Source organism: Kutzneria sp. CA-103260, from assembly GCF_018263855.1.
Classification (GTDB): domain Bacteria; phylum Actinomycetota; class Actinomycetes; order Mycobacteriales; family Pseudonocardiaceae; genus Kutzneria.
This window is the reverse complement of the sequence record NZ_CP073318.1, coordinates 9,475,645-9,497,037: the sequence shown is the minus strand read 5'-3', so window position 1 is coordinate 9,497,037 and position 21,393 is coordinate 9,475,645. Positions and strand designations below refer to the sequence as shown.

The window sequence follows — 21,393 nt, the reverse complement described above, 5'->3', positions numbered from 1 at the left end:
GCGCGAGACGTTGGTCGCTCAAACCCGGTCGGACTCACCGTACCGGGCGACCCCGGCAATGTAACGCCGCGGCGGGTAACCCTTCGTCACCGAGTGTGGCATCGGGAGGCAGACCAGGCCAGTCCAGCTCAGGATTCGCTGAGCCGGACCAGTGCGGTTGCGACACCGGTGACAAGGCGGTAGCGGGGAACCGATGTCCCCGCCCTCCGCTCGGGGGACGCCCAGGGAGAATGTGGCGTCCCCGACACTCCTACGAGTGGGACGTGCTTCAGGACACCAGGCCGCGACGGAAGCCGTGCGCGACGGCCTGGGCGCGGTCCCGGACGCCGAGCTTGCGGAACAAGCGGCGGGCGTGCGTCTTGACGGTGTCCTCGGACAGGTACAGCTCGCGGCCGATCTGCCCGTTGCTCTTGCCCTGACTCATGCCCCGCAGCACCTGCAGCTCGCGCTCGGTGAGCTGCACGCCCGGGTCGGACGGCTGGCGGGGCGCCGGCACCGAGGTGCTGGCCAGCGTGTGCGCGAGCGCGGCGACCAACTCCGGCCGGGACGCGTCCCAGCGCAGGTAGCCGCGGGCCCCGCCGGCGATCGCGGCGGCGATACTGCCCGCATCGTCCGGCGCGCCGAACACGATGACGTTGGCCTGAGGGTTGGCCGAGACGAGCCGCCGGGTCGCTTCGACACCGGTCGGCACGGCGCGCTGGGTTCCCACCAGTACGACATCCACGGGCTGCCGGGAGAACCGCGCCAACAACTCGTCACCGTGTGCCACGCAGTCGATGCGACTGACCCCAGGGACTGCCGACATGACACGCGTCAGCCCCTCCCGCACGCTGCGGCGGTCGTCGCAGATCAAGACCGTCGTCACGGGGACTCCTTTCCGACAGCCGAGTGACGTTCCTCTTCCCCTATCGGACGCGGGGCGGGAAACCTTGACACGATCCGGTGCTTAATCCGTCAAGTAGTTCGCCCGGATGCCGTCCCGGCCGGGTTCCCCGGAACGGAGCAGCGTCGTCACGGCACCCAGACGGAGGCCGCCGCGAGCGATCGGGCGGTCGGATCGGCACGAAGCAACACGCAGCTCAGAACCCCTTTAGCCCGTTCGTGCCAGGCATGCGCCCCATCGGGTCGCAGGCCCCCCAACAGCAGTGCGCAGGGCCACACGAGGGGGTGTAGCCCCAGGGCCTCGTTGTGATGCACATCACACTCCAACAGGGCTTCAGCTCGCCCTTTCGAGACCGCGTCGTGCAGGTTCGCGAGGGTGGCGGCGAGCACCATCCGGGACTTGACGCGGTGCCGGACGGCCCCCGCGGCGGTCGCCGTGGCCACCGCCCGCTCGGCCGGCTCCAGAGCCTCTGCCGGCCGGCCGGCAGCCAAGTCGATCTCCGCGCGGACCCAGTCCAGCCGCACCCGCGACCGCCAGCGGTGACGCTCGGTGCCACCCAGCCGCTCGACCGTGTCGGCCGCCACCACCAGCAGGCGACGGGACGGCCCGCCGGCACCGATCGCGTCCGCCGCCAGACCGGTCAGGGCGTCGGCCAGAGCTCCCGCCGCGTCAACGCAGTCGGGGTCGTCGGCCACGGGCGCCACGCCGGCCAGGCGGGCCAGCGCCTCCCCGTCGAGCCGTCGCGCGGCGGCATGGCCCCCCACCTGGCGGCGCTGAGACGCCAAGGTGCTCGCGGCCAGTGACGCCAACACCGGATCGGGTGTGTGCCGCAGCTCGGTCAGCAGCGCCGTGGCGGCGGCGTAGCGGCCCTGCCCGCCGAGCACCACAGCGGCCAGCCAGCGCTGCCTCGGCGTGCCGTACGCCGCCGCCCTGGACACGTCAGCGCCGGGACTCCCGCCGAAGGCGGCGTCCCGCAGGAACTCATCCATCGGCGCCCAGCAGCACGTAGGAGATGCGGTCCAGCGCCGAGGACAGCGAGTCCAGCGGCTCCGCGTGCGGCGGCAGCTTGCTCTGCTGCCAGCCCGGGCCGCCGACGAACAGCCGGATCCGCTGCCGAGTGCGCGGCAGCTCCGTCAACAGGGTGCAGTGGGCGTACCGGGGCAACTGGGCCCAGAGGAACACCGCCGCCGGCGCGATCCGCCGAATAGCCGCTCCCAGTGCATCCGCCGGCAGCGCTGCGCCGAGCAGCATCGTGCCGACGCCCTTCTGGGCCAGCGCGGCGGCCAGCGCCTGCAGCGGCAGGCTGTGCTGCTCCTCCGGCACGCAGGCAAGCAGCACCGGCCGGGGATTCACTGGCACCGGCGCGCCGATCTGCGCTGCCGCCAGCGCGGCCGTCACGCACTGCGTGAACAGGTGCTCGACCTCGACGCCCTCGCCCGAGTGCCGCCAGCGCTGGGCGATACCGGTCAGCACCGGCCGGATCATGGAGTTCCAGGTGTCCAGCACGCCCAACTCGGCCACCGCGTCGCGCAGCAGCTGCTGCACTGCCAGGGCGTCCATGGCCATCGCCGCCCGGCCCAGACCCCGGGCCTGCCGGCTCACGCCCGGCAGCCGCAGCACCCGGCCGCCAGTGCTGACCTGCTCGCCGTCGTCCGCGTCGCCGCCGACGATCAGCTCCGCCGGGTCGGCCGGCGGCGGGGACAGGGTCAGCCGCTGCGCCGGCAGCGAGCTGCGCAGCGCGTAGCTCGCCGCCTCGGCCGGTGACGCTCCGCGCAGCAGCGCCCGCTGCATGAGTTCCAACCGGGCGATGTCCTGGTCCCCGTAGCGACGGTGCCGACCGGTCGTGTGGTCGGTCGGCCCGAGGCCGTAGCGGCGGTCCCAGGTGCGCAGTGTCGCGGGCGCGACACCGAGCCGTCTGGCAACTGCCGCAACGGAGAGCATCGGTTCGCCGGCTGCGCGCTCCGCTGGGGCGGGCTCCGGCTGAGTCGTCACGGAGGACATGGTCCGGGCACCTTCTCACGGCGGCAACTCACGTCACGCCGTGTGATCTGGACCACCAGAGGTGGAGGACCTTGATCACCCGTGAGCAGGAATGAACAACTTCCCACCCGAACACTCTTGAACAAGTTTTGGCGCGGTTCTACCGTGATCACAGTTAAGCCATACGGAGCAACCACGATGGGCACCGACCCGGCGAGGAGGCGGTTCTCGATGGCCGACACCCGGAGGCTTCCCGGCCCGAACGCGGACGTCTGGGACTGGCAACTGGAAGGCAACTGCCGGGGCATGGACAGCGCCTTCTTCTTCCATCCGGACGGTGAGCGCGGCCCCGCGCGGTCCCGGCGCGAGGCCCGGGCCAAGGCCGTCTGCCAGAGCTGCCCGGTGCTGGACATGTGCCGGCGGCACGCCCTCGCGGTGCAGGAGCCGTACGGCATCTGGGGTGGCATGTCCGAGTCGGAGCGGGACACCATCCTGAAGTCGAGGCGTCGTCAGCTCGTCCTCACGTCGTAGGCCTCAGGTATGACGCGATGACCATCTCCGCGGTGGACGCCCGATGACGACCACCGGCCATAACTTCGTCGTATCGACGGGGAAGGGGATGGTTCAGGTGCACGTGGCGGCGATCCAGTTCGCACAGGTCTTCGCCGGGGTGGCGGCGGTCGGGCTGCTCGCCCTGGCCATCGCGCACGTGCTGATCGCCGTGGTCGCGGTGCTCAGCGTGATCGGCTCCCAGCAGACGCTGGGCATGAAGGTGGTGTGGTTCCTGCTGATCTGGGTCATGCCCCTGGTCGGCAGCGTGCTGTGGTTCCTGGTCGGCCGCCGCGAACAGCGCGCCCGCTGGAACCCCGCTGTGTCATAGCCGCGCGTTCCGCGCGGGGCGGGTTCGCCTCTAAGCCGGTGCCTCGCCCTTGCCACATTTTCAAGCGCCGCATCGGGCTCTGTGGTGGGGCGCGCAGGGGGCGCTCGAAAATGTGCCAACCGTGCGAAGCACCGGCGCGAACCCGCATCTCTCTAGGCAACGACGAAGGGGCCCTTCCCCAACCAGGAGGGCCCCTTCTTTGTGCCGTCAGACCTCAGTGGCCGTGGCCATGGCCGTGGCCGTGACCGGCGTCGGCCGGCTCCTCTTCCTTCTTCTCCACGACGGCGCTCTCCGTGGTGAGCACCATGCGGGCGATGGAAGCGGCGTTGGCGACCGCGGAACGGGTGACCTTCACCGGGTCGATGACGCCGGCGCCGACCAGGTCGCCGTACTCCAGGGTGGCGGCGTTGAAGCCCGCGCCCCACTCCAGGTCCGAGACCTTGGACACCACGACGGCGCCCTCGAGGCCGGCGTTGGCGGCGATCCAGAACAGCGGCGCGGACAGGGCGTCACGCACGATGCGCACGCCGGTGGCCTCGTCGCCGGTCAGGCCCAGGTTGTCGGCCAGTTCCTTGGCCGCGTGCACCAGGGCGGAACCGCCGCCGGGCACGATGCCCTCCTCGACCGCGGCCTTGGTGGCGGCGACCGCGTCCTCGATGCGGTGCTTGCGCTCCTTCATCTCGGTCTCGGTGGCCGCGCCGACCTTGATCACCGCGACGCCGCCGGAGAGCTTCGCCAGCCGCTCCTGCAGCTTCTCGCGGTCCCAGTCGGAGTCGGTGGCCTCGATCTCCTTGCGGAGCTGCTCGACGCGGGCGGCGACCTCTTCGGACTTGCCGGCGCCGTCGACGATGGTCGTGTTGTCCTTGGTGACGTGCACGCGGCGGACGCCGCCCAGCACCTCCAGACCCACCTCGGACAACTTCAGGCCGACCTCGGCCGCGACGACCTGCGCGCCGGTGACGGTGGCCAGGTCGTCCAGGAACGCCTTGCGGCGGTCGCCGAAGTACGGGGCCTTCACCGCGACGACCTTGACGGTCTTGCGGATCGAGTTGACCACCAGCGTGGACAGGGCCTCGCCCTCGAGGTCCTCGGCCACGATCAGCAGCGGCTTGCCGGACTGGGCGACCTTCTCCAGCACCGGGAGCAGGTCGGCCAGGGCCGAGATCTTCTCGCGGTGCAGCAGGATGTACGCGTCCTCGTAGACCGCTTCCTGCGTCTCCGGGTCGGTGGCGAAGTAGGCGGAGATGTAGCCCTTGTCGAACTGGACACCCTCGGTGATCTCCAGCTCGGTGGCCAGCGTCGAGGACTCCTCGATGGTGATGACGCCGTCCTCGCCGACCTTCTCGATGGCCTCGCCGAGCAGCGCGCCGATCGAGGAGTCGCGGGAGGAGACCGTGCCGACCTGGGCGACGTTGTCGCGGCCCTTGATCGGGGTGGCCTTGTTCTTCAGGAACTCCACCACGTGGTCGACGGCGGCCTGCATGCCGCGGCCCAGCGAGGTGGGGTTGGCGCCGGCGGCCACGTTGCGCAGGCCGACCCGGACCAGGGCCTGGGCCAGCACCGTCGCGGTGGTGGTGCCGTCACCGGCGATGTCGTTGGTCTTGGTGGCGACGCTCTTGGCCAGCTGGGCGCCGAGGTTCTCGTACGAGTCCTCCAGCTCCACCTCGCGGGCCACCGTCACGCCGTCCAGGGTGACCGTCGGGCCGCCGAACTTCTTGTCCAGCACCACGTGCCGGCCACGCGGGCCGAGGGTCACCTTGACGGCGTCGGCCAGCTTGTTGACGCCGCGCTCCAGGGCCCGACGAGCGTCCTCGTCGAAGCTGATCTGCTTGGGCATTGCGAGCCTTTCTCAGGTTCCTTGAACACACAAGAGCCCCGGCGGCCCGGTGTGGGCCGCCGGGGCGCCTGAGCGGAACAGCGACGTCAGTTGATGACGGCCAGCACGTCGCGCGCGGAGAGGATGAGGTACTCCTCGCCGTTGTGCTTGAGCTCCGTGCCGCCGTACTTCGAGTAGACGACGACGTCGCCGACCGCGACGTCCAGCGGGATCCGGTTGCCCTTGTCGTCGATGCGACCCGGGCCGATGGCCAGGACCTTGCCCTCCTGGGGCTTCTCCTTGGCGGTGTCCGGGATGACAAGACCGGAAGCGGTCGTCGTCTCGGCCTCGTTGGCCTGGACGAGGATCTTGTCCTCGAGCGGCTTGATGTTCACGCTCACCGGGGTGACCTCCACGGTCGTCGAAAGCGTTGGCAGGTACCGACGGCGCCTGCCACCCCGCCGTCGCGGGGGCCGGGGCGGTAGTTGGTGCCGTGCGACTAGCACTCTACCCAGGCGAGTGCCAACGCATCAACCAACCCCACCCAGCCGCCCGTCAGAGGATCTGCACCTGCGACACCGGCAGGCCCGGGTCGGTGGCCAGGTTCAGGCCGGAGGGCTCGGCGTCCGCCGCCACCAGGTGCGCGCCGACGGCGGCGATCATGGCCCCGTTGTCGGTGCACAGCCGGGGTCGGGGCACCCGCAGGGTGATGCCGGCGGCGGCGCAGCGCTCGGCGGCCAGGCCGGACAGCCGGGAGTTGGCGGCCACGCCGCCGGAGATGACCAGGGTGTCCAGGCCGAGGTCCTTGACGGCCCGCACGGCCTTGCCGGTGAGCACGTCGGCGACGGCCTCCTGGAACGAGGCGGCGACGTCGGCCAGCGGCACCTCGAGGCCGTCCCGCTCGCGGTTCTCCACCCAGCGGGCGACGGCGGTCTTGAGGCCCGAGAAGGAGAAGTCGTACTTGGCGTCCCGGGGGCCGGTCAGGCCGCGGGGGAAGGCAATGGCGCAGCCGTTGCCGGTCTTGGCCAGCTTGTCGATCGGCGGCCCACCGGGATAGGGCAGGTCGAGCACCCGGGCGACCTTGTCGTAGGCCTCGCCGGCGGCGTCGTCGATGGTGGAGCCGATCTCGGTGATCTTGCCGGCCAGGTCCTCGACCAGCAGCAGCTGCGAGTGCCCGCCGGAGACCAGCAGCGCGACGCAGGGCGAGGGCAGCGGCCCGTGCTCCAGGGTGTCGGCGGCAACGTGCCCGGCCAGGTGGTTCACGCCGTAGAGCGGCTTGTCCAGCGCGGCGGCGTAGGCCTTGGCGGCGGACACGCCGACCAGCAGCGCGCCCGCCAGCCCGGGGCCGGCGGTGACGGCGATGGAGTCGACGTCGTCCAAGGTCAGGCCGGACTTCTCCAGCGCCCGGGACATGGTCGGGACCATGGCCTCCAGGTGCGCCCGGCTGGCGACCTCGGGCACCACGCCGCCGAAGCGGGCGTGCTGCTCCACGCTGGAGGCCACCTCATCGGCCAGCAGCTCAAGGGTGCCGTCCGCGCCGAGTCGGACGATGCCCACCCCGGTCTCGTCGCACGAGGACTCGATGCCCAGCACGATCCGGTCGCCGGTCACGAATTCTCCTCCTGTCGGACCGCCGCGGGGCGGCCCATGGTGTACGCGTCCGCCCCGGACGGCTGGTAGTACCTGCGGCGCAGCCCCAGCTGCTCGAAGCCTCGCGACTTGTACAGCGTGATGGCGCGCTCGTTGTCGGTGCGGACCTCCAGGAACACCGGCGCCGCGACCTCGTCGGCCCGGGCCAGCAGCGCCTCGAGCAGGGCCTTGCCCACGCCCCGGCCCTGCCAGTCGCTGTCCACGGCGATGGTCTGCACACTGCCCTCGAAGTCGGGCGCACGGCCGTTGAGCGCGAGGCCGGCGTAGCCGACGAGCTGTCCCTCCGCGTCGTACGCCCCGAGGTAGTAGTGCCCGTTGTCCAGTTCGGACCGGAACGCGCGCTCCCGCCAGGGGTCGTCGCCGGAGAACAGCCGGCGCTCCAGCTCCGCGCAGCGTGCGGCGTCGCGGTGGCGCAGCGCGGCCAGGGTGAAGCCGGTCACGGCTGGGTCACCCGCTTGCGGCCGGTGGGCACGACGGCGTCGGGGCGGCGCAGGTAGAGCGGGGTCATCGGGCCGGGCTCGGCCCCGGCCAGCAACTCGGCGGCCGCGACGGCGACCAGGCCGCGCGGCGACGGGAACGGCGCCAGCGCGATCGGCCGGTCCAGCACGTCGGCGTACATCTCGGCGCCCTGGCCGGCGGCACTGGCCACGTCCAGCGACGGCAGCCGCTCGGCCACGTCGGCCGGCTTGTCCACGTGCGGGCCCTCGATCCGGGCGCCGGTCTCGTCGTAGACGGCCCAGTAGACCTCACGCCGGCGGGCGTCGGTGGCGACCAGCAGCCGGTGGCCGCTGCGGGCCTCCACGGCGATGGCGTCGACCGTGGGCACCGGGTACACCGGCTTGCCCAGGGCCTGTCCGAGCGCGGCGGCTGTGACCATGCCGACACGCAGGCCGGTGAACGGTCCGGGGCCGCTGCCGCAGACGACGGCGTCCACGTCGGCCATGGTCCGGCCGGCCTCGGCCAGCGCCTCCCGCACGTGCGGGATCAGCAGCTCACCGTGGGCCTTGGCGTCGATGGTGACGCGCTGCGCCAGCGTTCGCGGCACCGCGTCGGCGTCGAGCTGGACCACTCCGGCGGTGACGGCGGGGGTCGCGGTGTCGATGGCAAGCACTAGCACGGTCGTCAAGGGTACGACCATCATCGGAACGGACTTCGACGCGAGGGGTTGATGGGATGTTGCTGCCGGCGCTGGCCGACCCGACGGACGCGGAAGCGATCGTGTTCGGCGACCGCAGACTGACCTACCGGGAGCTCGCCGGCACGGCCGCCGCGATCGCCAAACGCCTTGGTGGCGGCCGGGTAGCCGTGTGGGCGACGCCGACGATCGAGACCTGCGCGGCGGTGGTCGGGGCGCTGGCGGCCGGGGTCGCCGTGGTGCCGATCAACCCCAAGGTCGGCGAGCGTGAGCTGGAACACATCCTGACCGACAGCGCCCCGGAGGCCGTGCTGACGGCTCCCGGCGTGCAGCTGCCGGGCGGTCTGGCGGCGTTGCCGCGCCTCGATGTCGACCTGTCCGTACGCGACGAGGGCCTGCCGCCCGAGCCGGACGAGGAGGCCCCGGCGTTCATCGTCTACACCTCGGGCACGACCGGCCCGCCCAAGGGCGTGGTCATGCCGCGGCGGGCCATCGCGTCCAACCTGGACGCGCTCGCGGCGGCCTGGGAGTGGACGGCGGACGATGTCGTCACCCACGCGCTGCCGATCTTCCACGTGCACGGCCTCGTGGTCGGCGTGCTCGGACCGCTGCGGCGCGGCGGGGCCGTGCACCACCTCGGCAAGTTCGACTCGGCGGCGGCCGCGGCCGAGCTGGCCGGCCCGGCGACGATGATGTTCGGCGTCCCGACCATGTACCACCGGCTGGCCGCGGACGTGGAGGCCGATCCGGAGCTGGCCAAGCAGGTGGCCCAGGCTCGGCTGCTGGTCTCCGGCTCGGCGGCGCTGCCGGCGACCTGCCACGAGCGCATCTCCAAGGCCACCGGGCAGCGGATCGTGGAGCGCTACGGCATGACCGAGACGCTGATGAACTGCAGCGTCCGGGCCTGGGGCGAGCGGCGGCCGGGCACTGTCGGCACCCCGGTCGACGGCGTTTCGGTGCGTCTCGTCGACGATGCCGGCGAGGTGGTCTCCGTGAGCGACGACGCCACCATCGGCGAGATCGAGGTGCGCGGCCCGAACCTGTTCCTGGAGTACCTGAACCGCCCCGACGCCACGGCCGAGGCCATGCACGACGGCTGGTTCCGCACCGGCGACATGGCCACCCGGTCCGCCGACGGCTACATCCGCATCGTCGGCCGGCGGGCCACCGACATCATCAAGAGCGGCGGCTTCAAGATCGGCGCCGGCGAGATCGAGAACGCCCTGCTGGAGCACCCGGGGGTGGCCGAGGTCGCGGTCGCCGGCCGTCCTGACGACGACCTCGGCGAGCGGATCGTGGCCTGGGTGGTCGCCGCCGACCCGGCGCCGTCCGCCGACGAGCTGGTCGAGCACGTGGCGAAGCTGCTCACCCCGCACAAGCGACCGCGGGTCGTGCACTTCGTGGATTCCCTGCCCCGCAACGAGCTCGGCAAGGTCACCAAGCGCGCCCTGCCCTAACCCCACGCCCCACTCTTTTTGCCACATGTGGTCCACATGTGGCGCTGGAAGTCGAATGTGCGCCACATGTGGCGAAAAGAGGCGGGGTGGGTGGTGGGTGGGGTCAGGGGAGGTCGCGGGTGGACCAGGCGCCGTGCGGGTGTAGCTCCGCCACTCGCACGTCGTCGTCGAGGCGGGTGAGGCGGATCAGCAGGTGGTCGTCGGACAGCCGCTCGGCGGCTCCCTCGCCCCACTCCACCACCACGGCCGCGTCCACCAGCTCGGTGTCCAGGTCCAGGTCGTCCAGCTCGTCGAGACGCCCGCCCAGCCGGTAGGCGTCCACATGCACCAGCGCCACGCCCCGCGGCCCGGCCTTGTGCTCACGGGCGATCACGAACGTGGGCGAGCTGACCCGGCCCCGTACGCCAAGCCCCTCGGCGATGCCCCTGGTCAGCGCCGTCTTGCCGGCCCCCAACGGGCCGGAGAGCAGCACCAGGTCGCCGGCCCGCAGCAGACCGCCCAGCCGCCGGCCGAACTCGACCGTGTCCGCCTCCACCGGCAGCCGGAGTTCCTTCACGCCCGTTTCCACCATCGCCGTCCACTCGTCTCGCCGTCCGCACAGCTGCGCACCAGCTCCACCAGGTGACCGGTGACCAGGTCGGCCTGCTCCAGCATCACCATGTGGCCCGCGCCGTCGGCCCGGACCAGTTCGGCGTCCGGCAGCTCGGCGGCGATCGCCTCGGCGTGCCGGAACGGGGTGAGCCGGTCGGCGTCCCCGCTGAGCACCAGCACCTTGCAGTGCCGCAGCCCGGCCAGCGCGGCGTAGCGGTTGTGCGAGCCCAGGGTACGGACGAAGTCGGTGATGGCCGCCAGCGAGGTGCCGTCGATCATCGTGTCCATCAGGTCGACCAGCTTGGGGCTGACCTTGCGGTCGCCGAAGGCCAGGCCGCGGATGGCGCTCCAGGTGAGCTGCCCGCCGGCCCTGCGGGTCCACTCCACCAGGCCGGGCTGCCAGTTCGCGAGCAGGCCGAGGCCGCGGGTGGCCGGGTTGTGCCGGGACAGCAGCGGCCGGGGCAGGCCGGACGCGCCGACGTCGCCGGCCGAGGTGCCGATCAGCGCCACGCCGCGGACCCGGTCCAGGAACAGCTCGGGCCGCTGCTCGGCCAGGGCCATGATCGTCATGCCGCCCATGGAGTGCCCGGCCAGCATGATCGGGCCGTCCGGGACCAAAGCCCTGAGCACGGCGTCGAGGTCGCGACCCAGCTGCTCGATGGTGCTGGACTCGGCCGTGGCCTTGCCGGAGCGGCCGTGGCTGCGCTGGTCGTACAGCACGAGGCGAACCCTCGGGTCGATCATCTTCGCCAGGTCGCGACGCTGGAAGTGCCAGCAGCGGCGGTCCAGCACGAAGCCGTGCACCAACACCACGGTCAGAGCCGGGGAGCCGCCGTCCTCCGGGTCGACTTCCTCGCACGCGATCGGCACGCCGTCGTCGGCCGCGACCGTGCACTCCCGGCTCGGGCGTAACTGGCCCAGCGGCTCGTCCTCGTGCGGGTCGTCGGCCTCGCGGCGCTGCCGGGCGATGCGGGCGTTCTGCGCCGCCGCGCCCAGCACCAGGCCGGTCGCCGCCGCGCCGACCACGCCGCCGGTCACCCCGGCGGCCTTCATCCACGGCCTCACCGGCTGCCGCCGACGTAGCTGCGCCGCACCCTCGGCCGGTACATGCCGGTGACGATCTCGTAGTCGATCGTGCCGGTCCTGTCGGCCCACTCCCGCGCCGTCGGCTCGCCGTGCCCGCCCGGGCCGAACAGGATCACCTCGTCGCCGTCGGCGATCGGGTCGTCGCCGCAGTCCACCACGACCTGGTCCATGCAGACCCGGCCCACGACCGGTCGCCTGGCGCCGCCCAGCCAGACCTCCATCTGCCCGGACAGCGCCCGCGGCACGCCGTCCGCGTAGCCGACCGGGACCAGCGCCAGCGTCGTCTCCTGGTCCGCGGTCCAGGTGTGGCCGTAGGAGACCGACTCCCCCGCCGGCACCCGGCGGGCCAGCGACACCGAGGAGCGGAAAGTCATCACCGGCCGCAGGTCGGCGCTGCCCGGGACCGGGTTCAGGCCGTACACCGCGATGCCCGGGCGGACCAGGTCGAAGTGCAGGTCCGGGCGGGTCAGCGTGGCCGCCGAGTTGGCCAGGTGGCGCAGCGGGCGCAGGCCCGCGTCCACGACCACCTTGTACGCCTCGTCCAGCCGGGCCGCCTGCAGGTCCATCGACGGATGGCCCGGCTCGTCGGCGTTGGCCAGGTGCGACCACACCGCCGCGATCTCGATCGTGCCCTCTTCGTGCGCACTCGCGGCGGCTTCCACCAGCGCCGGCCAGTCCGCCGGCTGCGCCCCGCTCCGGGTCAGACCCGTGTCGATCTTCAGGTGCACCCGGGCCTCCTGGCCCACCGCCCGGGCCGCCGAGTTCACCGCCCACAGCTGCCGCAGCGAGGACACCGACAGATGGATCCCCGCCGCCACCGCCGGGCCGAAGTTGTCATCCACCGTGTGCAGCCAGCAGAAAATGCGCGCCTGGATACCCGCCGCGCGCAGCGCCAGCGCCTCGTCCACGGAGGCCACGCCCAGCCAGGACGCCCCCGCCGTCAGCGCCGCGTTGCCCACCGCCACCGCGCCGTGCCCGTAGCCGTCGGCCTTGACCACGGCCATCGTCTGCGCACCCGAATGGCCCGCCAGCCGCGTCAGCAGCTCGACGTTGTGCTTCACCGCGTCCAGGTCGATCCGAACCTCGGCCCGCGGGAGGGGATTGTGCTGATCAGCCATAACGCGTTCATGGTGACACAGCCCTCTGACACCCGGCCGGGTCAGAGGTGCCGAACGGGTTAACCCCCTCAGTCAGCCGTACCTGGCGGCACCACCCAACGCGTCGGCTGATCGGTGATCGCCGCGATGTTGTCGTAGTCGATGTCGTAGTGCAGCAACACGACACCGTGCCGTTCAGCGGTCGCCGCGATGAGCAGGTCGGGTAGTTTCACGCCGCGATGCGAGCCCCGCCGCGCGAGCGCCTCCTGCACCTCGACCGCGCGATTCCACACCTCGTCGGGCGAAGGCAGGCGTTCGAAGCCAGCCTCCAGCTGGGCGCGGCGGCTCTCATAGTCGCCCTTGTTCCGCGCCGAATACAGGATCTCCAGTTCGACCATCGAGCAGATCGTGACCAGACCGGCCTCGATCAGCGGTCCCAGGAACTCGTACACCACCGGCTTGTGCAGCCGGGCCAACGCACTGGTGTCCGCCAGGTAGCGGGCTACCGCCACGCCTCACCTCGAACATCCGGATCGGCGAGATCAGCGAAGGCGCCGCCCCTGGCGGCAGCCAGGAAGTTCCGTCGTGCCTGGAGCGCGACCACCTCGGCCAGGGCGGTGTTGACCGTGTCCTTCTTGGTGTCGGTGCCGAGCACCTGCTGAGCCTGGAGCAGTAAGGCGTCGTCGATGTCGATCAGGGTGCGCGTCAAGGCGAGCCTCCTTCGCTGTATATACGAGGACCATCGTAACGTATATACAGCCCAGGTCAGAGGCCCCGGATGTGGCGGATGGCGTCGGGGATGGCGGCCTGGAGGTGGGAGGCGGGGGCGGGGGCGCGGTCGGCGGCGAGGTCGGCGGCGAGCTCGTGGACGTAGGCGGCGCAGCCGGCGGCGAGCCAGGGGTCCTCGCCGGCGGCCAACAACGCGCCGAGGAGGCCGGAGAGGACGTCGCCGGAGCCGGCGGTGGCCGGCCAGGAGGAGCGGGACTGGTTGACCAGGACCCGGCCGTCGGGGGCGGCGACGACGGTGGAGTGGCCCTTGAGCAGGACGACGGCCTGGAACCGGGCGGCGGCCCGGCGGGCGGCGGCGATGCGGTCGGGGCCGACGTCACCGGCGAGACGGGCGAACTCACGGTCGTGGGGGGTGAGCACGACGGGGGTGTCGGGGTCGCGGGCATCCCACAGGGTGGGGTCGCCGGCGAGCAGGGTGATGGCGTCGGCGTCGGCGCAGACGGGCACGCCGGCGGCGAGGACCTCGGCCAGCACGCCCCGGCCGGCCTTGCCGGTGCCGAGCCCGGGCCCGACGACCCACGCCTGCACCCGGCCGGCGTCGCCGACATGGCCGGTGGCGACGACCTCGGGCCACCGGCTCCGCACGATCTCGGCGGCGCTGCCGGCGTAGCGGACCATGCCGGAGGTGGCGAGGATGGCGGCCCCGGTGGCCAGCACGGCGGCCCCGGGATAGGTCTCGGAGCCGGCGGCGACGCCGGTGACGCCCTGGGTGTACTTGTCGTCGGAAGGCCCCGGGATGGGCCAGGCGTCAGCGACGTCCTCGGTGTCGAGCAGCACGGCGTGCGGCTCGTCGAGGTCGTCACCGATGCCGATGTCGACGACGCGGACGGCGCCGGCCGCGATGGCGCCGGGACCGACCACGTGGCAAGGCTTCCGGCCGCCGAAGGTGACGGTGACGGCGGCGGTGACATGCGGTCCGTCGACGGCGCCGGTGTCGGGGTCGACGCCGCTGGGCAGGTCGACGGCGACGACGGGGGCCGTCACGGATTCGACCAGCGCGGCGGCGTCGGGGCGCAGGGATCCCTTGGCGGACAAGCCGATGATGCCGTCCACGACGACATCGGCCCCGGCCACGGAGTCGCCGATGCGGCCGCCGGCCCGGCGGAAGGCAGCCAGCCCGGCGGCGTGCGCCCGCTCCGGCGCGAGCAGCACCGCCGTGACGGAAACCGCACGCCGGCAAAGGAAAGCGCCGGCCCACAGGGCGTCGCCGCCGTTGTTGCCGGCCCCGACGAGCAGGCCGACCCGGCGGCCGGACGTGCCGCCGGTTAGCTCGGCCAGCAGCGCGAGCACCTCGTTGGCCACGGCGAACGCGGCGATCCGCATCAGCCGGCTCTCCGGCACCCTGGTGAAGACCCGCTGCTCAGCCGCCCGAACCTGGTCGGCAGTCCACACGCCCCGCATCAAACAGCCTCGATCACTCGACGGTCACGGACTTCGCGAGGTTACGCGGCTTGTCGACGTCGTACCCGCGACTACGGGCGATCTCGGCCGCCAGCACCTGCAGCGGAACACTGGAGACCAAGGGCTGCAACAGGGTCGGCACGGCCGGTACCTCGATCAGGTGGTCCGCGAACGGCTTGACCGTGTCGTCGCCCTCCTCGGCGATGACGATGGTCCGCGCGCCGCGGGCCTGGATCTCGCTGATGTTGGACAGCAGCTTGCTGTGCAGCACAGCGCGGCCCTTCGGCGAGGGCATCACGACCACGACCGGCAACTGGTCCTCGATCAGCGCGATGGGGCCGTGCTTGAGCTCGCCGGCGGCGAAGCCCTCGGCGTGCATGTAGGCCAGCTCCTTCAGCTTCAGCGCGCCCTCCAGGGCGACGGGGAAGCCGACGTGCCGGCCGAGGAACAGGATCGCCTTGGAGTCGGCCAGTTCCCGGGCCAGCTCCCGGACCTGGCCGACGGTGCCCAGCGCGTGCTGCACGGCGGCGGGCATGGCCTCCAGCTCGTGGAACTCGCGGGCCACCTCGTCCGGGTACTTGGTGCCGCGGGCCTGGGCCAGCGCCAGGCCGACGAGGTAGTTGGCGGCGATCTGGGCCAGGAAGGTCTTGGTCGCGGCGACGCCGATCTCCGGGCCCGCGTGGGTGTAGAGCACGGCGTCGGACTCGCGCGGGATCTGCGCCCCGTTGGTGTTGCAGATGGCCAGCACGCGGGCCTTCTGCTCACGGGCGTGCCGCACCGCCTCCAGGGTGTCGGCGGTCTCGCCGGACTGGGAGATGGCCACCACCAGGGTGTCGCGGTCCAGCACCGGGTCGCGGTAGCGGAACTCGCTGGCCAGCTCGCACTCCACGGGCAGCCGGGTCCAGTGCTCGATGGCGTACTTGGCGACCAGGCCGGAGTGGTAGGCGGTGCCGCAGGCGACCACGAAGACCTTGTCCACGTCCCGCAGGTCCTGGTCGGCCAGCCGCTGCTCGTCGAGCACGATGCGGCCGTCGGCGAAGTGCCCGCGCAGCGTGTTGGCCAGCGCCTCCGGCTGCTCCTCGATCTCCTTGAGCATGAAGTAGTCGTGGCCGCCCTTCTCGGCGGCCGACAGGTCCCAGTTCACCTGGAACGGCTTGGCGACGACCGGCTCCCCGTGGAAGTCGGTGACCTCGTAGCCGTCCTTGGTGATCGTGACGACCTGGTCCTGGCCCAGCTCGACGGCGTCGCGGGTGTGCTCGATGAAGGCGGCCACGTCGGAGGCCAGGAAGGTCTCGCCGACGCCGACGCCGACCACCAGCGGCGAGGAGCGCCGGGCGGCGACCACCTTGTCCGGCTCGTCGGCGTGGGTGACGACCAGCGTGAACGCGCCCTCCAGCCGCCGGCACACGGTGCGCACGGCCGCGGCCAGGTCGCCGTCGTAGATCCGGGCGACCAGGTGGGCCGCGGTCTCGCTGTCGGTGTCGCTGGCCAGCTCGACGCCGTCAGCCTCCAGCTCGGCCCGCAGCTGCGCGAAGTTCTCGATGATCCCGTTGTGCACCACGGCGGTCCGGCCGGTGGTGTCCCGGTGCGGGTGCGAGTTCCGGTCGATCGGCGCGCCGTGCGTCGCCCACCGCGTGTGGCCCATGCCGGTGCCGCCGGTCAGGGTGTCCCGACCGACCTCGTCGAGCCGCGCCTCCAGGTTGGCCAGCCGGCCCGCCTTGCGCTCGACCGCCAGGCCGCCGTCGCCGTCGAGAACGGCGACGCCCGCCGAGTCATAACCCCGGTACTCCAGTCGGCGCAGTCCGTCCAGGACGACGTCGAGCGCTGGCCGATGACCGGTGTAACCCACGATTCCGCACACGACGGTACAGGGTAGCTAGACCACCATCCGGTTGCGTCGAGCCGGGTTGCTTCCGGTCACACCTGGTCAGAGGCATGATCGGAATCGATTTGGTGTAGACCAATGCTGATCATTCAGCGCGAGGCCGCCGCCGGTGTCTGGACCGCGGGCATTTCTCGGTCGAGTCTGTCCATCGATCGAGAAATGCCAAGGGAAGGCACCGGCCTCGTGGGCGGCCGAGCCGTGCGCGGGACGCGCACCATAAACACGCCATCCGGTACGGTCCGGGTATGGCGCGACGCAAGCCGTTGACCGCGAAGCAGGCGCTCACCGAGCTCAGCCGGCCCGGTCCGCACGGCGTGCGGCGCGGCGACCTGGCGCTGGTCGGGCTGCCCGGCACCCTGTTCACCCCGCGCGGCGGCCTCGGCCTGCCGGCGGTGGCGTTCGGGCACGGCTGGCTGCAGCCGCCGCAGCGCTACCTGGGCCTGTACCGGCACCTCGCGTCGTGGGGCGTGGTCGTGGCCGCCCCGGCCACCCACCGCGGGCCGCTGGCCTCGGCCCGGCTGTTCGCCAGCGATCTGCGGACCGCGCTGGACGTGGTCTCCGGAGTACGGCTCGGCCAGGGCGACATCGGCGTGGACGCCGGCAAGCTGGCTGTCGGCGGGCACGGGGCCGGCGGCGGCGCGGCGGTGCTGGCAGCGGCCGAGGACGAGCGGGTCCGCGGCGTGTTCACCGTCGCCGCCTCGGAGACGCACCCGTCCGCGGTCGAGACGGCCCGGCGGTGCCTGATGCCGGCCGTGCACCTGGCGGCCGAGGAGGACCTGATCGCGCCGCCCGTCGGGCACGCCGAGGCGATCGCCCAGAACTGGGGCGGCCCGGTGCAGCTGCGCACCATCGCCGGCGCCAACCACCTCGGCTTCGCCGAGGGCCGGCACTGGAGCGAGCTGCTGCTGAGCGGCCGCGGCGAGGCCAAGACGCAGACCGTCGCCAAGGCCTTGATCACCGCGTTCCTGTTGCGGCAGTTGAACGGCGACCACACCTACGACGCACTGCTGTACGGCGACGTGAAGCGAGCACCCGTCGGTTACCAGCGAGCGGGTCGGACCTTCGCGGCACGCGCCGTGCGGGACGAGGCCGCCCGGTAGGCGGCCCGTCCCCCGACCTCACTCCATCCAGCTCTGGTTCGAGTAGTCGTCGTCATCGTCGTCGTAGACCGGCCGCGAAGCGCGTCGTGGCGTGGGACGCGGCGGCGGCGTGACCTCCGGCATCTGGAACGACGGCGCGGCGGGCGGGTTGTAGTCGTCCTCGGAGTCGAAGAACGTGTACTTCTCCTCCCGCACCTCCTGCACGGGACGAGGGGCGACCCGACCGCTCTCCGCGGCATCCCGCTTGGCCTTGGCCTCGGCCAGCGCCTTCTGCGTGGCTTCCTTGTTCTCCTTGATGGCGGCGGCGAACTTCTTCTCGGTCTCGGTCCGCTGCCGCTGGACGTCGTCCCGCAGCTGACGCATCTCCCGGACCGCGGTGTCCGCGGCGACGATCGCCTGATAGCTCACTGCCGCCTCCCTTCGTCCTCACCGAGCACGCCGTTGATCCGGCTCACGCCGGCCTGCCCGGCGTCGTCGAAGACCGCGCTCGGGGTCCGCCACGCCGCGTTGGTGCTGCGCTCCTGGTCCTCGGCGGCGCCCTGGCCACCACCGCCGCCGCCCATGGCACCCATCATCGGCATGCCGCCGCCGCCCATCGGCGCACCGGCCGGCTCGGCCTGCTGCGTGCCACCGATGTGGGCCAGCCCCGCGTCACCGGGCGCGCCGGCCTGGCTGGTCGAGGTCAGGTCGGCGGTGCCGGCGCTGTGCGCGGTGCCCCAGGCGCTGTGGTGCATGCTGCCCTGGTCGCCGCCGATCATGGAGTGTCCGCCGTCATTCCACGCAGACGTGCCGCCGGTGTCGGCGGTCGCGCCCGAGTTGAAGGACGCGGCAGCGATGGTGGTGGACGCCGGGGCGTCGTCGAACAGGCTGCCCGAGAAGCTGCCCTGGTCGTGCCCGCCCCCGCCGGACGGCGCGAAGTCGTACGTGCCGGTGTCGGCCGCCGGGGCCGTCCAGGCCGCCGCCGCGGGCATCGACACGTCGTCGGGCAGCGCGTGCGCCGGGCCGGTGGCCGCCGGCACGTCGCCCGGCGCCGTCCAGCCGGCGGTTCTGGTGCCGGCCGGGTCGCCGCCCAGCGGACTCTGGTCGTGCGTCAGCGGGCTCTGGTCGTGGGCCAGCGGCTGGTTGATCGAGTGCTGGCCGGTCGCGATCGGCTGCTCCGGCATCGGCTGGCCGGTGCCGGGGTGGCCGGGAGTCGCCTGGCCCGGGATGGGCTGACCGCCGCCGACACCCGGGTCCGCGCCCGCGGCGTGCGTCGGGGCGGCCGTCGGCCCGTCAGTGTTGTTGTAGTCGATGGTGTACGTGTGCGGCGGCTTGCCGGTGCCGTCGTCGATGGCCACCTGGACCTCGCCGGGCACCTTGCCCTGCTGGGCGGTGATGGTGAGGTCGCCGTCGTGGATGACGGCCTTGCCGTCCGTGCCGGCCGGGGTCGGGATGGAGCCGTCCGCGTTGGCGCCCGGCTGCCCCGGAACGCCGCTGCCCGGCTGGCCGGGAATCTGGCCGGCGGCACCGGGCTGCCCCGGCACTCCGCCTTGACCGGGAACGCCGGTCTGGCCGGGAACTCCGCCCTGGCCCGGGTACTGGCCCGCCGTTCCGGTCTCACCCGGCACACCGCCCTGGCCGGGAATCCCGCTCTGCCCGGGGATCCCGGTCTGGCCCGGCACGCCACCCTGGCCAGCCGCCCCGGGCTGGCCGGCGAGGCCGGCGACCGCCGGGTTGTTGGCGACCTTGCTGAAGTCGACGTCGTAGGTCTTGGCCGGTTTGCCGTCGCCGTTGTCCACCTTGATCTTGACGTGGCCCTGGCCGTCCGGGCTGTCGACCTCGATGGTGTTGCCGCCGTCCTGGATCTTCACCGACTCGGCGCTCTGCGGCGCGGTCGGCGTCGGGACGTGCGGGGTGGTCGGCATGGTCGGTGGCGCGGCCGCCGGCTGGGTCGGGGGCATGCCGCCGCCCCCGCCACCGGTGCCGCCACCGCCCGTGCCGCCACCGCCGGAACCACCGCCCCCGGTGCCGCCGCCACCGTTGCCGCCGCCCCGGCCCGGGGACTTGGCCGGGCCGCCCTCGGGCACCTGCGACAGCCCGGAGAACGGGCTCTGGGTGATCGACCCGGCGGCGGTGATCAGGCCCTGGAAGGCCTGCTTGATGCCGGTGTCAGCGGTCTTGGAGCCTTGCTGGAGCAGTTGCAGGTTCTGCTCGAACGGGTCCTTGAAGCCGGCGTCGAGCACCTTCTGCACCAGACCGGCGATGAACTTCAGGAACTGGTCCTCGGCCCAGCCCAGGCACCACAGCACCGCCTCCGCGATGGTGGAGCACACCCACATCGCGGCGTCCATCAGCGAGCCGCCGGGGAAGTCGAAGCCGATCAGGTCGGCCAGGCCGTCCTTGAGCTTGTTGACCAGGTCGTCGAGGCCCTTTTCCATCTTGTAGATGGCGATCAGCTCGATGATCGTGGGGATGTCGAACTGGATCTTGCCGAAGTCGATCTGGTCCAGGGTGTCGCCGTAGGCGTCGACGATCTTCTTGGCCGCCGTGGTGCTGGACGTGATGGCCTGGCCCAGCTTGTCCAGGTCGCTGTCGATGGTCTGCGACTTGCTGCTGAACTGCTGGATGTAGGAGCCGAACGCGTTGGCCGCGTCGCCCTGCCACGAGCTGCCGACAACCCCGGTGACCTTGCTGTTCATCTCGTCACGGGTGTGGACGAAGTCGGCGCCGACCTTCTCCAGCTGCTGCGCGGCCTGCGACAGCTTGCCGTAGTCGATGCCTCGCGGCTGGTCGAACGGCTTCTGGATGTCGTTGTCGAAGTTGAGGTTCTTGCCGGTGTAGAGGTTGTAGAGGTCGAGGTAGGGCTTGAAGCCGTCGCGCTTGTCGGTGTGCGCGTCGCAGACGTCGTCGGAGCGACCGGTCAGGTCGCCGTCGTCGCTGCCTTCGCCGTCGTCTCCGCCGTCACCACCAGCGCCTCCGCCGCCCCCACCTCCTCCACCGCCGCCGCCCCCGCCACCGCCGCCATCCCCACCGTCGCCGCCGTCGCCCCCATCTCCGCCGTCGCCGCCGTCGCCGCCAGAACCGCCGGCGCCCCCAGCACCGCCGGCCCCGCCACGGCCGGGCGCGCCGTCGCGACCGTCCTCGCCGTCTTTGTGCTTGTGCTTGTGGGGATCCTCGTCCTCACCGTCGCCCTTGTGCCGCGTCGGGCCGCTGGGCTCGTTGTCCTTGTGCCGGGGCGGCGGGGTGTCGGAGTGACTGCCGCGGCCGCCGGGCCGGCGCGATTTTCCCGTCATCAGGCGTCGCCCCCGGCCGACGTGATCGAGGACGCATTCGAGGAATCGGTGTCGGAGTAGTTCTTCGCGGTCGCGTTCAATCCGGCACAGATGTCCTCGGCGTGGGAACCGAAGTCCTTCATGTTGGCGCTCAAGGTCTGCACGGCCTTCGTCGCCGCGTCACCGGCCTGCGGGCACGACTTGCCCGTCATGTCACCGGTGACGTGCACCGAATCCAGTGTGCTGCGATATCCGGCGACGGTTGTCTCATCGAGATCTCGGAAGTACGAACCGAGAGTCGTGATCGCCTGGCCGTCGGCCTTGACGCTGCCCGACATGATCTTTGCCCTCCCCTGGCCCCCTGCTGTGGTGACTACTCGGACTCCGCGGGG

Annotated in this window: 22 protein-coding genes; 4 read left to right on the top strand and 18 right to left on the bottom strand. The window is 72.2% G+C overall.

Annotation, left to right across the window (positions count from 1 at the left end):
• Nucleotides 1-268: 268 nt before the first annotated feature.
• The 3 genes from JJ691_RS42385 to JJ691_RS42375 all read right to left on the bottom strand — a co-directional run bounded on the left by JJ691_RS42385 (nucleotide 269) and on the right by JJ691_RS42375 (nucleotide 2,884).
• A complete protein-coding gene (locus JJ691_RS42385) occupies nucleotides 269-865 on the bottom strand; it encodes a response regulator transcription factor (protein WP_015805222.1) in 597 nt (198 codons plus the stop codon).
• A 146-nt stretch (nucleotides 866-1,011) separates the two neighbouring features.
• A complete protein-coding gene (locus tag JJ691_RS42380; RefSeq protein ID WP_211765063.1) occupies nucleotides 1,012-1,872 on the bottom strand; it encodes a hypothetical protein in 861 nt (286 codons plus the stop codon).
• A complete protein-coding gene (locus JJ691_RS42375; RefSeq protein WP_249227369.1) occupies nucleotides 1,865-2,884 on the bottom strand; it encodes a MerR family transcriptional regulator in 1,020 nt (339 codons plus the stop codon). Before JJ691_RS42375 ends, JJ691_RS42380 begins: the two co-directional genes overlap by 8 nt.
• 210 nt (nucleotides 2,885-3,094) lie before the next feature.
• On the opposite strand from JJ691_RS42375, the gene JJ691_RS42370 reads away from it, so the two are divergent.
• Nucleotides 3,095-3,394, top strand: coding sequence for a WhiB family transcriptional regulator (locus JJ691_RS42370; RefSeq protein WP_211765062.1), 300 nt, complete (start codon nucleotides 3,095-3,097; stop codon nucleotides 3,392-3,394).
• Between the two features lie 88 nt (nucleotides 3,395-3,482).
• Nucleotides 3,483-3,743 (top strand): PLD nuclease N-terminal domain-containing protein, encoded by a 261-nt coding sequence (locus JJ691_RS42365; RefSeq protein WP_211765061.1) that lies wholly within the window; start codon nucleotides 3,483-3,485, stop codon nucleotides 3,741-3,743.
• Nucleotides 3,744-3,957: 214 nt separating this feature from the next.
• Here the strand turns inward: JJ691_RS42365 and groL are convergent, their stop codons facing one another.
• The 5 genes from groL to tsaB all read right to left on the bottom strand — a co-directional run bounded on the left by groL (nucleotide 3,958) and on the right by tsaB (nucleotide 8,326).
• Complete coding sequence (gene groL / locus JJ691_RS42360) at nucleotides 3,958-5,580, bottom strand: chaperonin GroEL (protein WP_211765060.1); 1,623 nt, start codon at nucleotides 5,578-5,580, stop codon at nucleotides 3,958-3,960.
• Nucleotides 5,581-5,666: 86 nt separating this feature from the next.
• The gene (groES, locus tag JJ691_RS42355) at nucleotides 5,667-5,960 is read right to left on the bottom strand and encodes a co-chaperone GroES (RefSeq protein ID WP_211765059.1); all 294 of its coding nucleotides are present in this window, start codon (nucleotides 5,958-5,960) and stop codon (nucleotides 5,667-5,669) included.
• A gap of 154 nt (nucleotides 5,961-6,114) precedes the next feature.
• Nucleotides 6,115-7,170: a tRNA (adenosine(37)-N6)-threonylcarbamoyltransferase complex transferase subunit TsaD gene (tsaD, locus tag JJ691_RS42350; protein ID WP_211765058.1), complete on the bottom strand. Its 1,056-nt coding sequence runs from the start codon at nucleotides 7,168-7,170 to the stop codon at nucleotides 6,115-6,117.
• The gene (gene rimI / locus JJ691_RS42345) at nucleotides 7,167-7,649 is read right to left on the bottom strand and encodes a ribosomal protein S18-alanine N-acetyltransferase (RefSeq protein WP_211765057.1); all 483 of its coding nucleotides are present in this window, start codon (nucleotides 7,647-7,649) and stop codon (nucleotides 7,167-7,169) included. The genes tsaD and rimI overlap by 4 nt, the downstream gene beginning before the upstream one ends.
• Nucleotides 7,646-8,326, bottom strand: coding sequence for a tRNA (adenosine(37)-N6)-threonylcarbamoyltransferase complex dimerization subunit type 1 TsaB (tsaB, locus tag JJ691_RS42340; protein ID WP_211765056.1), 681 nt, complete (start codon nucleotides 8,324-8,326; stop codon nucleotides 7,646-7,648). Before tsaB ends, rimI begins: the two co-directional genes overlap by 4 nt.
• 56 nt (nucleotides 8,327-8,382) lie before the next feature.
• Between tsaB and JJ691_RS42335 the strand changes: the two genes are divergently transcribed.
• Nucleotides 8,383-9,801 (top strand): acyl-CoA synthetase, encoded by a 1,419-nt coding sequence (locus JJ691_RS42335; RefSeq protein WP_211765055.1) that lies wholly within the window; start codon nucleotides 8,383-8,385, stop codon nucleotides 9,799-9,801.
• A 103-nt stretch (nucleotides 9,802-9,904) separates the two neighbouring features.
• Here JJ691_RS42335 and tsaE read toward each other — a convergent pair whose 3' ends face one another.
• The 7 genes from tsaE to glmS form a co-directional block, all read right to left on the bottom strand.
• A complete protein-coding gene (gene tsaE / locus JJ691_RS42330) occupies nucleotides 9,905-10,372 on the bottom strand; it encodes a tRNA (adenosine(37)-N6)-threonylcarbamoyltransferase complex ATPase subunit type 1 TsaE (RefSeq protein ID WP_211765054.1) in 468 nt (155 codons plus the stop codon).
• Nucleotides 10,354-11,445, bottom strand: coding sequence for an alpha/beta fold hydrolase (locus JJ691_RS42325; RefSeq protein ID WP_211765053.1), 1,092 nt, complete (start codon nucleotides 11,443-11,445; stop codon nucleotides 10,354-10,356). Before JJ691_RS42325 ends, tsaE begins: the two co-directional genes overlap by 19 nt.
• An 8-nt stretch (nucleotides 11,446-11,453) precedes the next feature.
• Nucleotides 11,454-12,596 (bottom strand): alanine racemase, encoded by a 1,143-nt coding sequence (alr, locus tag JJ691_RS42320; protein WP_211765052.1) that lies wholly within the window; start codon nucleotides 12,594-12,596, stop codon nucleotides 11,454-11,456.
• A gap of 68 nt (nucleotides 12,597-12,664) precedes the next feature.
• Nucleotides 12,665-13,087, bottom strand: a complete 423-nt coding sequence (locus JJ691_RS42315) for a PIN domain nuclease (protein WP_211765051.1) — start codon at nucleotides 13,085-13,087, stop codon at nucleotides 12,665-12,667.
• On the bottom strand, nucleotides 13,078-13,284 hold the full coding sequence (locus tag JJ691_RS42310) for a type II toxin-antitoxin system VapB family antitoxin (protein WP_211765050.1): 207 nt from the start codon (nucleotides 13,282-13,284) through the stop codon (nucleotides 13,078-13,080). The genes JJ691_RS42315 and JJ691_RS42310 overlap by 10 nt, the downstream gene beginning before the upstream one ends.
• Before the next feature lie 56 nt (nucleotides 13,285-13,340).
• A complete protein-coding gene (locus JJ691_RS42305; RefSeq protein WP_211765049.1) occupies nucleotides 13,341-14,765 on the bottom strand; it encodes an NAD(P)H-hydrate dehydratase in 1,425 nt (474 codons plus the stop codon).
• Nucleotides 14,766-14,778: 13 nt separating this feature from the next.
• Complete coding sequence (glmS, locus tag JJ691_RS42300) at nucleotides 14,779-16,626, bottom strand: glutamine--fructose-6-phosphate transaminase (isomerizing) (protein ID WP_211765048.1); 1,848 nt, start codon at nucleotides 16,624-16,626, stop codon at nucleotides 14,779-14,781.
• Nucleotides 16,627-16,895: 269 nt separating this feature from the next.
• Here glmS and JJ691_RS42295 point away from each other — a divergent pair, with 269 nt between their 5' ends.
• Complete coding sequence (locus tag JJ691_RS42295; RefSeq protein WP_211765047.1) at nucleotides 16,896-17,750, top strand: poly(ethylene terephthalate) hydrolase family protein; 855 nt, start codon at nucleotides 16,896-16,898, stop codon at nucleotides 17,748-17,750.
• A gap of 18 nt (nucleotides 17,751-17,768) precedes the next feature.
• Here the strand turns inward: JJ691_RS42295 and JJ691_RS42290 are convergent, their stop codons facing one another.
• From JJ691_RS42290 to JJ691_RS42280, 3 genes are read right to left on the bottom strand one after another with little or no spacing between them, the layout of a single operon-like run.
• The gene (locus tag JJ691_RS42290; RefSeq protein WP_211765046.1) at nucleotides 17,769-18,158 is read right to left on the bottom strand and encodes a hypothetical protein; all 390 of its coding nucleotides are present in this window, start codon (nucleotides 18,156-18,158) and stop codon (nucleotides 17,769-17,771) included.
• The gene (locus JJ691_RS42285) at nucleotides 18,155-21,022 is read right to left on the bottom strand and encodes a WXG100 family type VII secretion target (protein ID WP_211765045.1); all 2,868 of its coding nucleotides are present in this window, start codon (nucleotides 21,020-21,022) and stop codon (nucleotides 18,155-18,157) included. The genes JJ691_RS42290 and JJ691_RS42285 overlap by 4 nt, the downstream gene beginning before the upstream one ends.
• A complete protein-coding gene (locus tag JJ691_RS42280; RefSeq protein ID WP_211765044.1) occupies nucleotides 21,022-21,339 on the bottom strand; it encodes a type VII secretion target in 318 nt (105 codons plus the stop codon). Before JJ691_RS42280 ends, JJ691_RS42285 begins: the two co-directional genes overlap by 1 nt.
• Nucleotides 21,340-21,393: the final 54 nt, after the last annotated feature.

Bases quoted from the DNA above. Each gene is read 5' to 3' on its own strand.
- JJ691_RS42335 (WP_211765055.1), top strand. From the start codon at position 8,383: ATGTTGCTGCCGGCGCTGGCCGACCCGACGGACGCGGAAGCGATCGTG.
- JJ691_RS42380 (WP_211765063.1), bottom strand. From the start codon at position 1,872: ATGGATGAGTTCCTGCGGGACGCCGCCTTCGGCGGGAGTCCCGGCGCT.
- JJ691_RS42325 (WP_211765053.1), bottom strand. From the start codon at position 11,445: ATGAAGGCCGCCGGGGTGACCGGCGGCGTGGTCGGCGCGGCGGCGACC.
- JJ691_RS42285 (WP_211765045.1), bottom strand. From the start codon at position 21,022: ATGACGGGAAAATCGCGCCGGCCCGGCGGCCGCGGCAGTCACTCCGAC.
- JJ691_RS42295 (WP_211765047.1), top strand. From the start codon at position 16,896: ATGGCGCGACGCAAGCCGTTGACCGCGAAGCAGGCGCTCACCGAGCTC.
- JJ691_RS42375 (WP_249227369.1), bottom strand. From the start codon at position 2,884: ATGTCCTCCGTGACGACTCAGCCGGAGCCCGCCCCAGCGGAGCGCGCA.
- groL (WP_211765060.1), bottom strand. From the start codon at position 5,580: ATGCCCAAGCAGATCAGCTTCGACGAGGACGCTCGTCGGGCCCTGGAG.
- JJ691_RS42370 (WP_211765062.1), top strand. From the start codon at position 3,095: ATGGCCGACACCCGGAGGCTTCCCGGCCCGAACGCGGACGTCTGGGAC.
- alr (WP_211765052.1), bottom strand. From the start codon at position 12,596: ATGGCTGATCAGCACAATCCCCTCCCGCGGGCCGAGGTTCGGATCGAC.
- JJ691_RS42365 (WP_211765061.1), top strand. From the start codon at position 3,483: ATGGTTCAGGTGCACGTGGCGGCGATCCAGTTCGCACAGGTCTTCGCC.
- JJ691_RS42280 (WP_211765044.1), bottom strand. From the start codon at position 21,339: ATGTCGGGCAGCGTCAAGGCCGACGGCCAGGCGATCACGACTCTCGGT.
- JJ691_RS42305 (WP_211765049.1), bottom strand. From the start codon at position 14,765: ATGCGGGGCGTGTGGACTGCCGACCAGGTTCGGGCGGCTGAGCAGCGG.
- tsaE (WP_211765054.1), bottom strand. From the start codon at position 10,372: ATGGTGGAAACGGGCGTGAAGGAACTCCGGCTGCCGGTGGAGGCGGAC.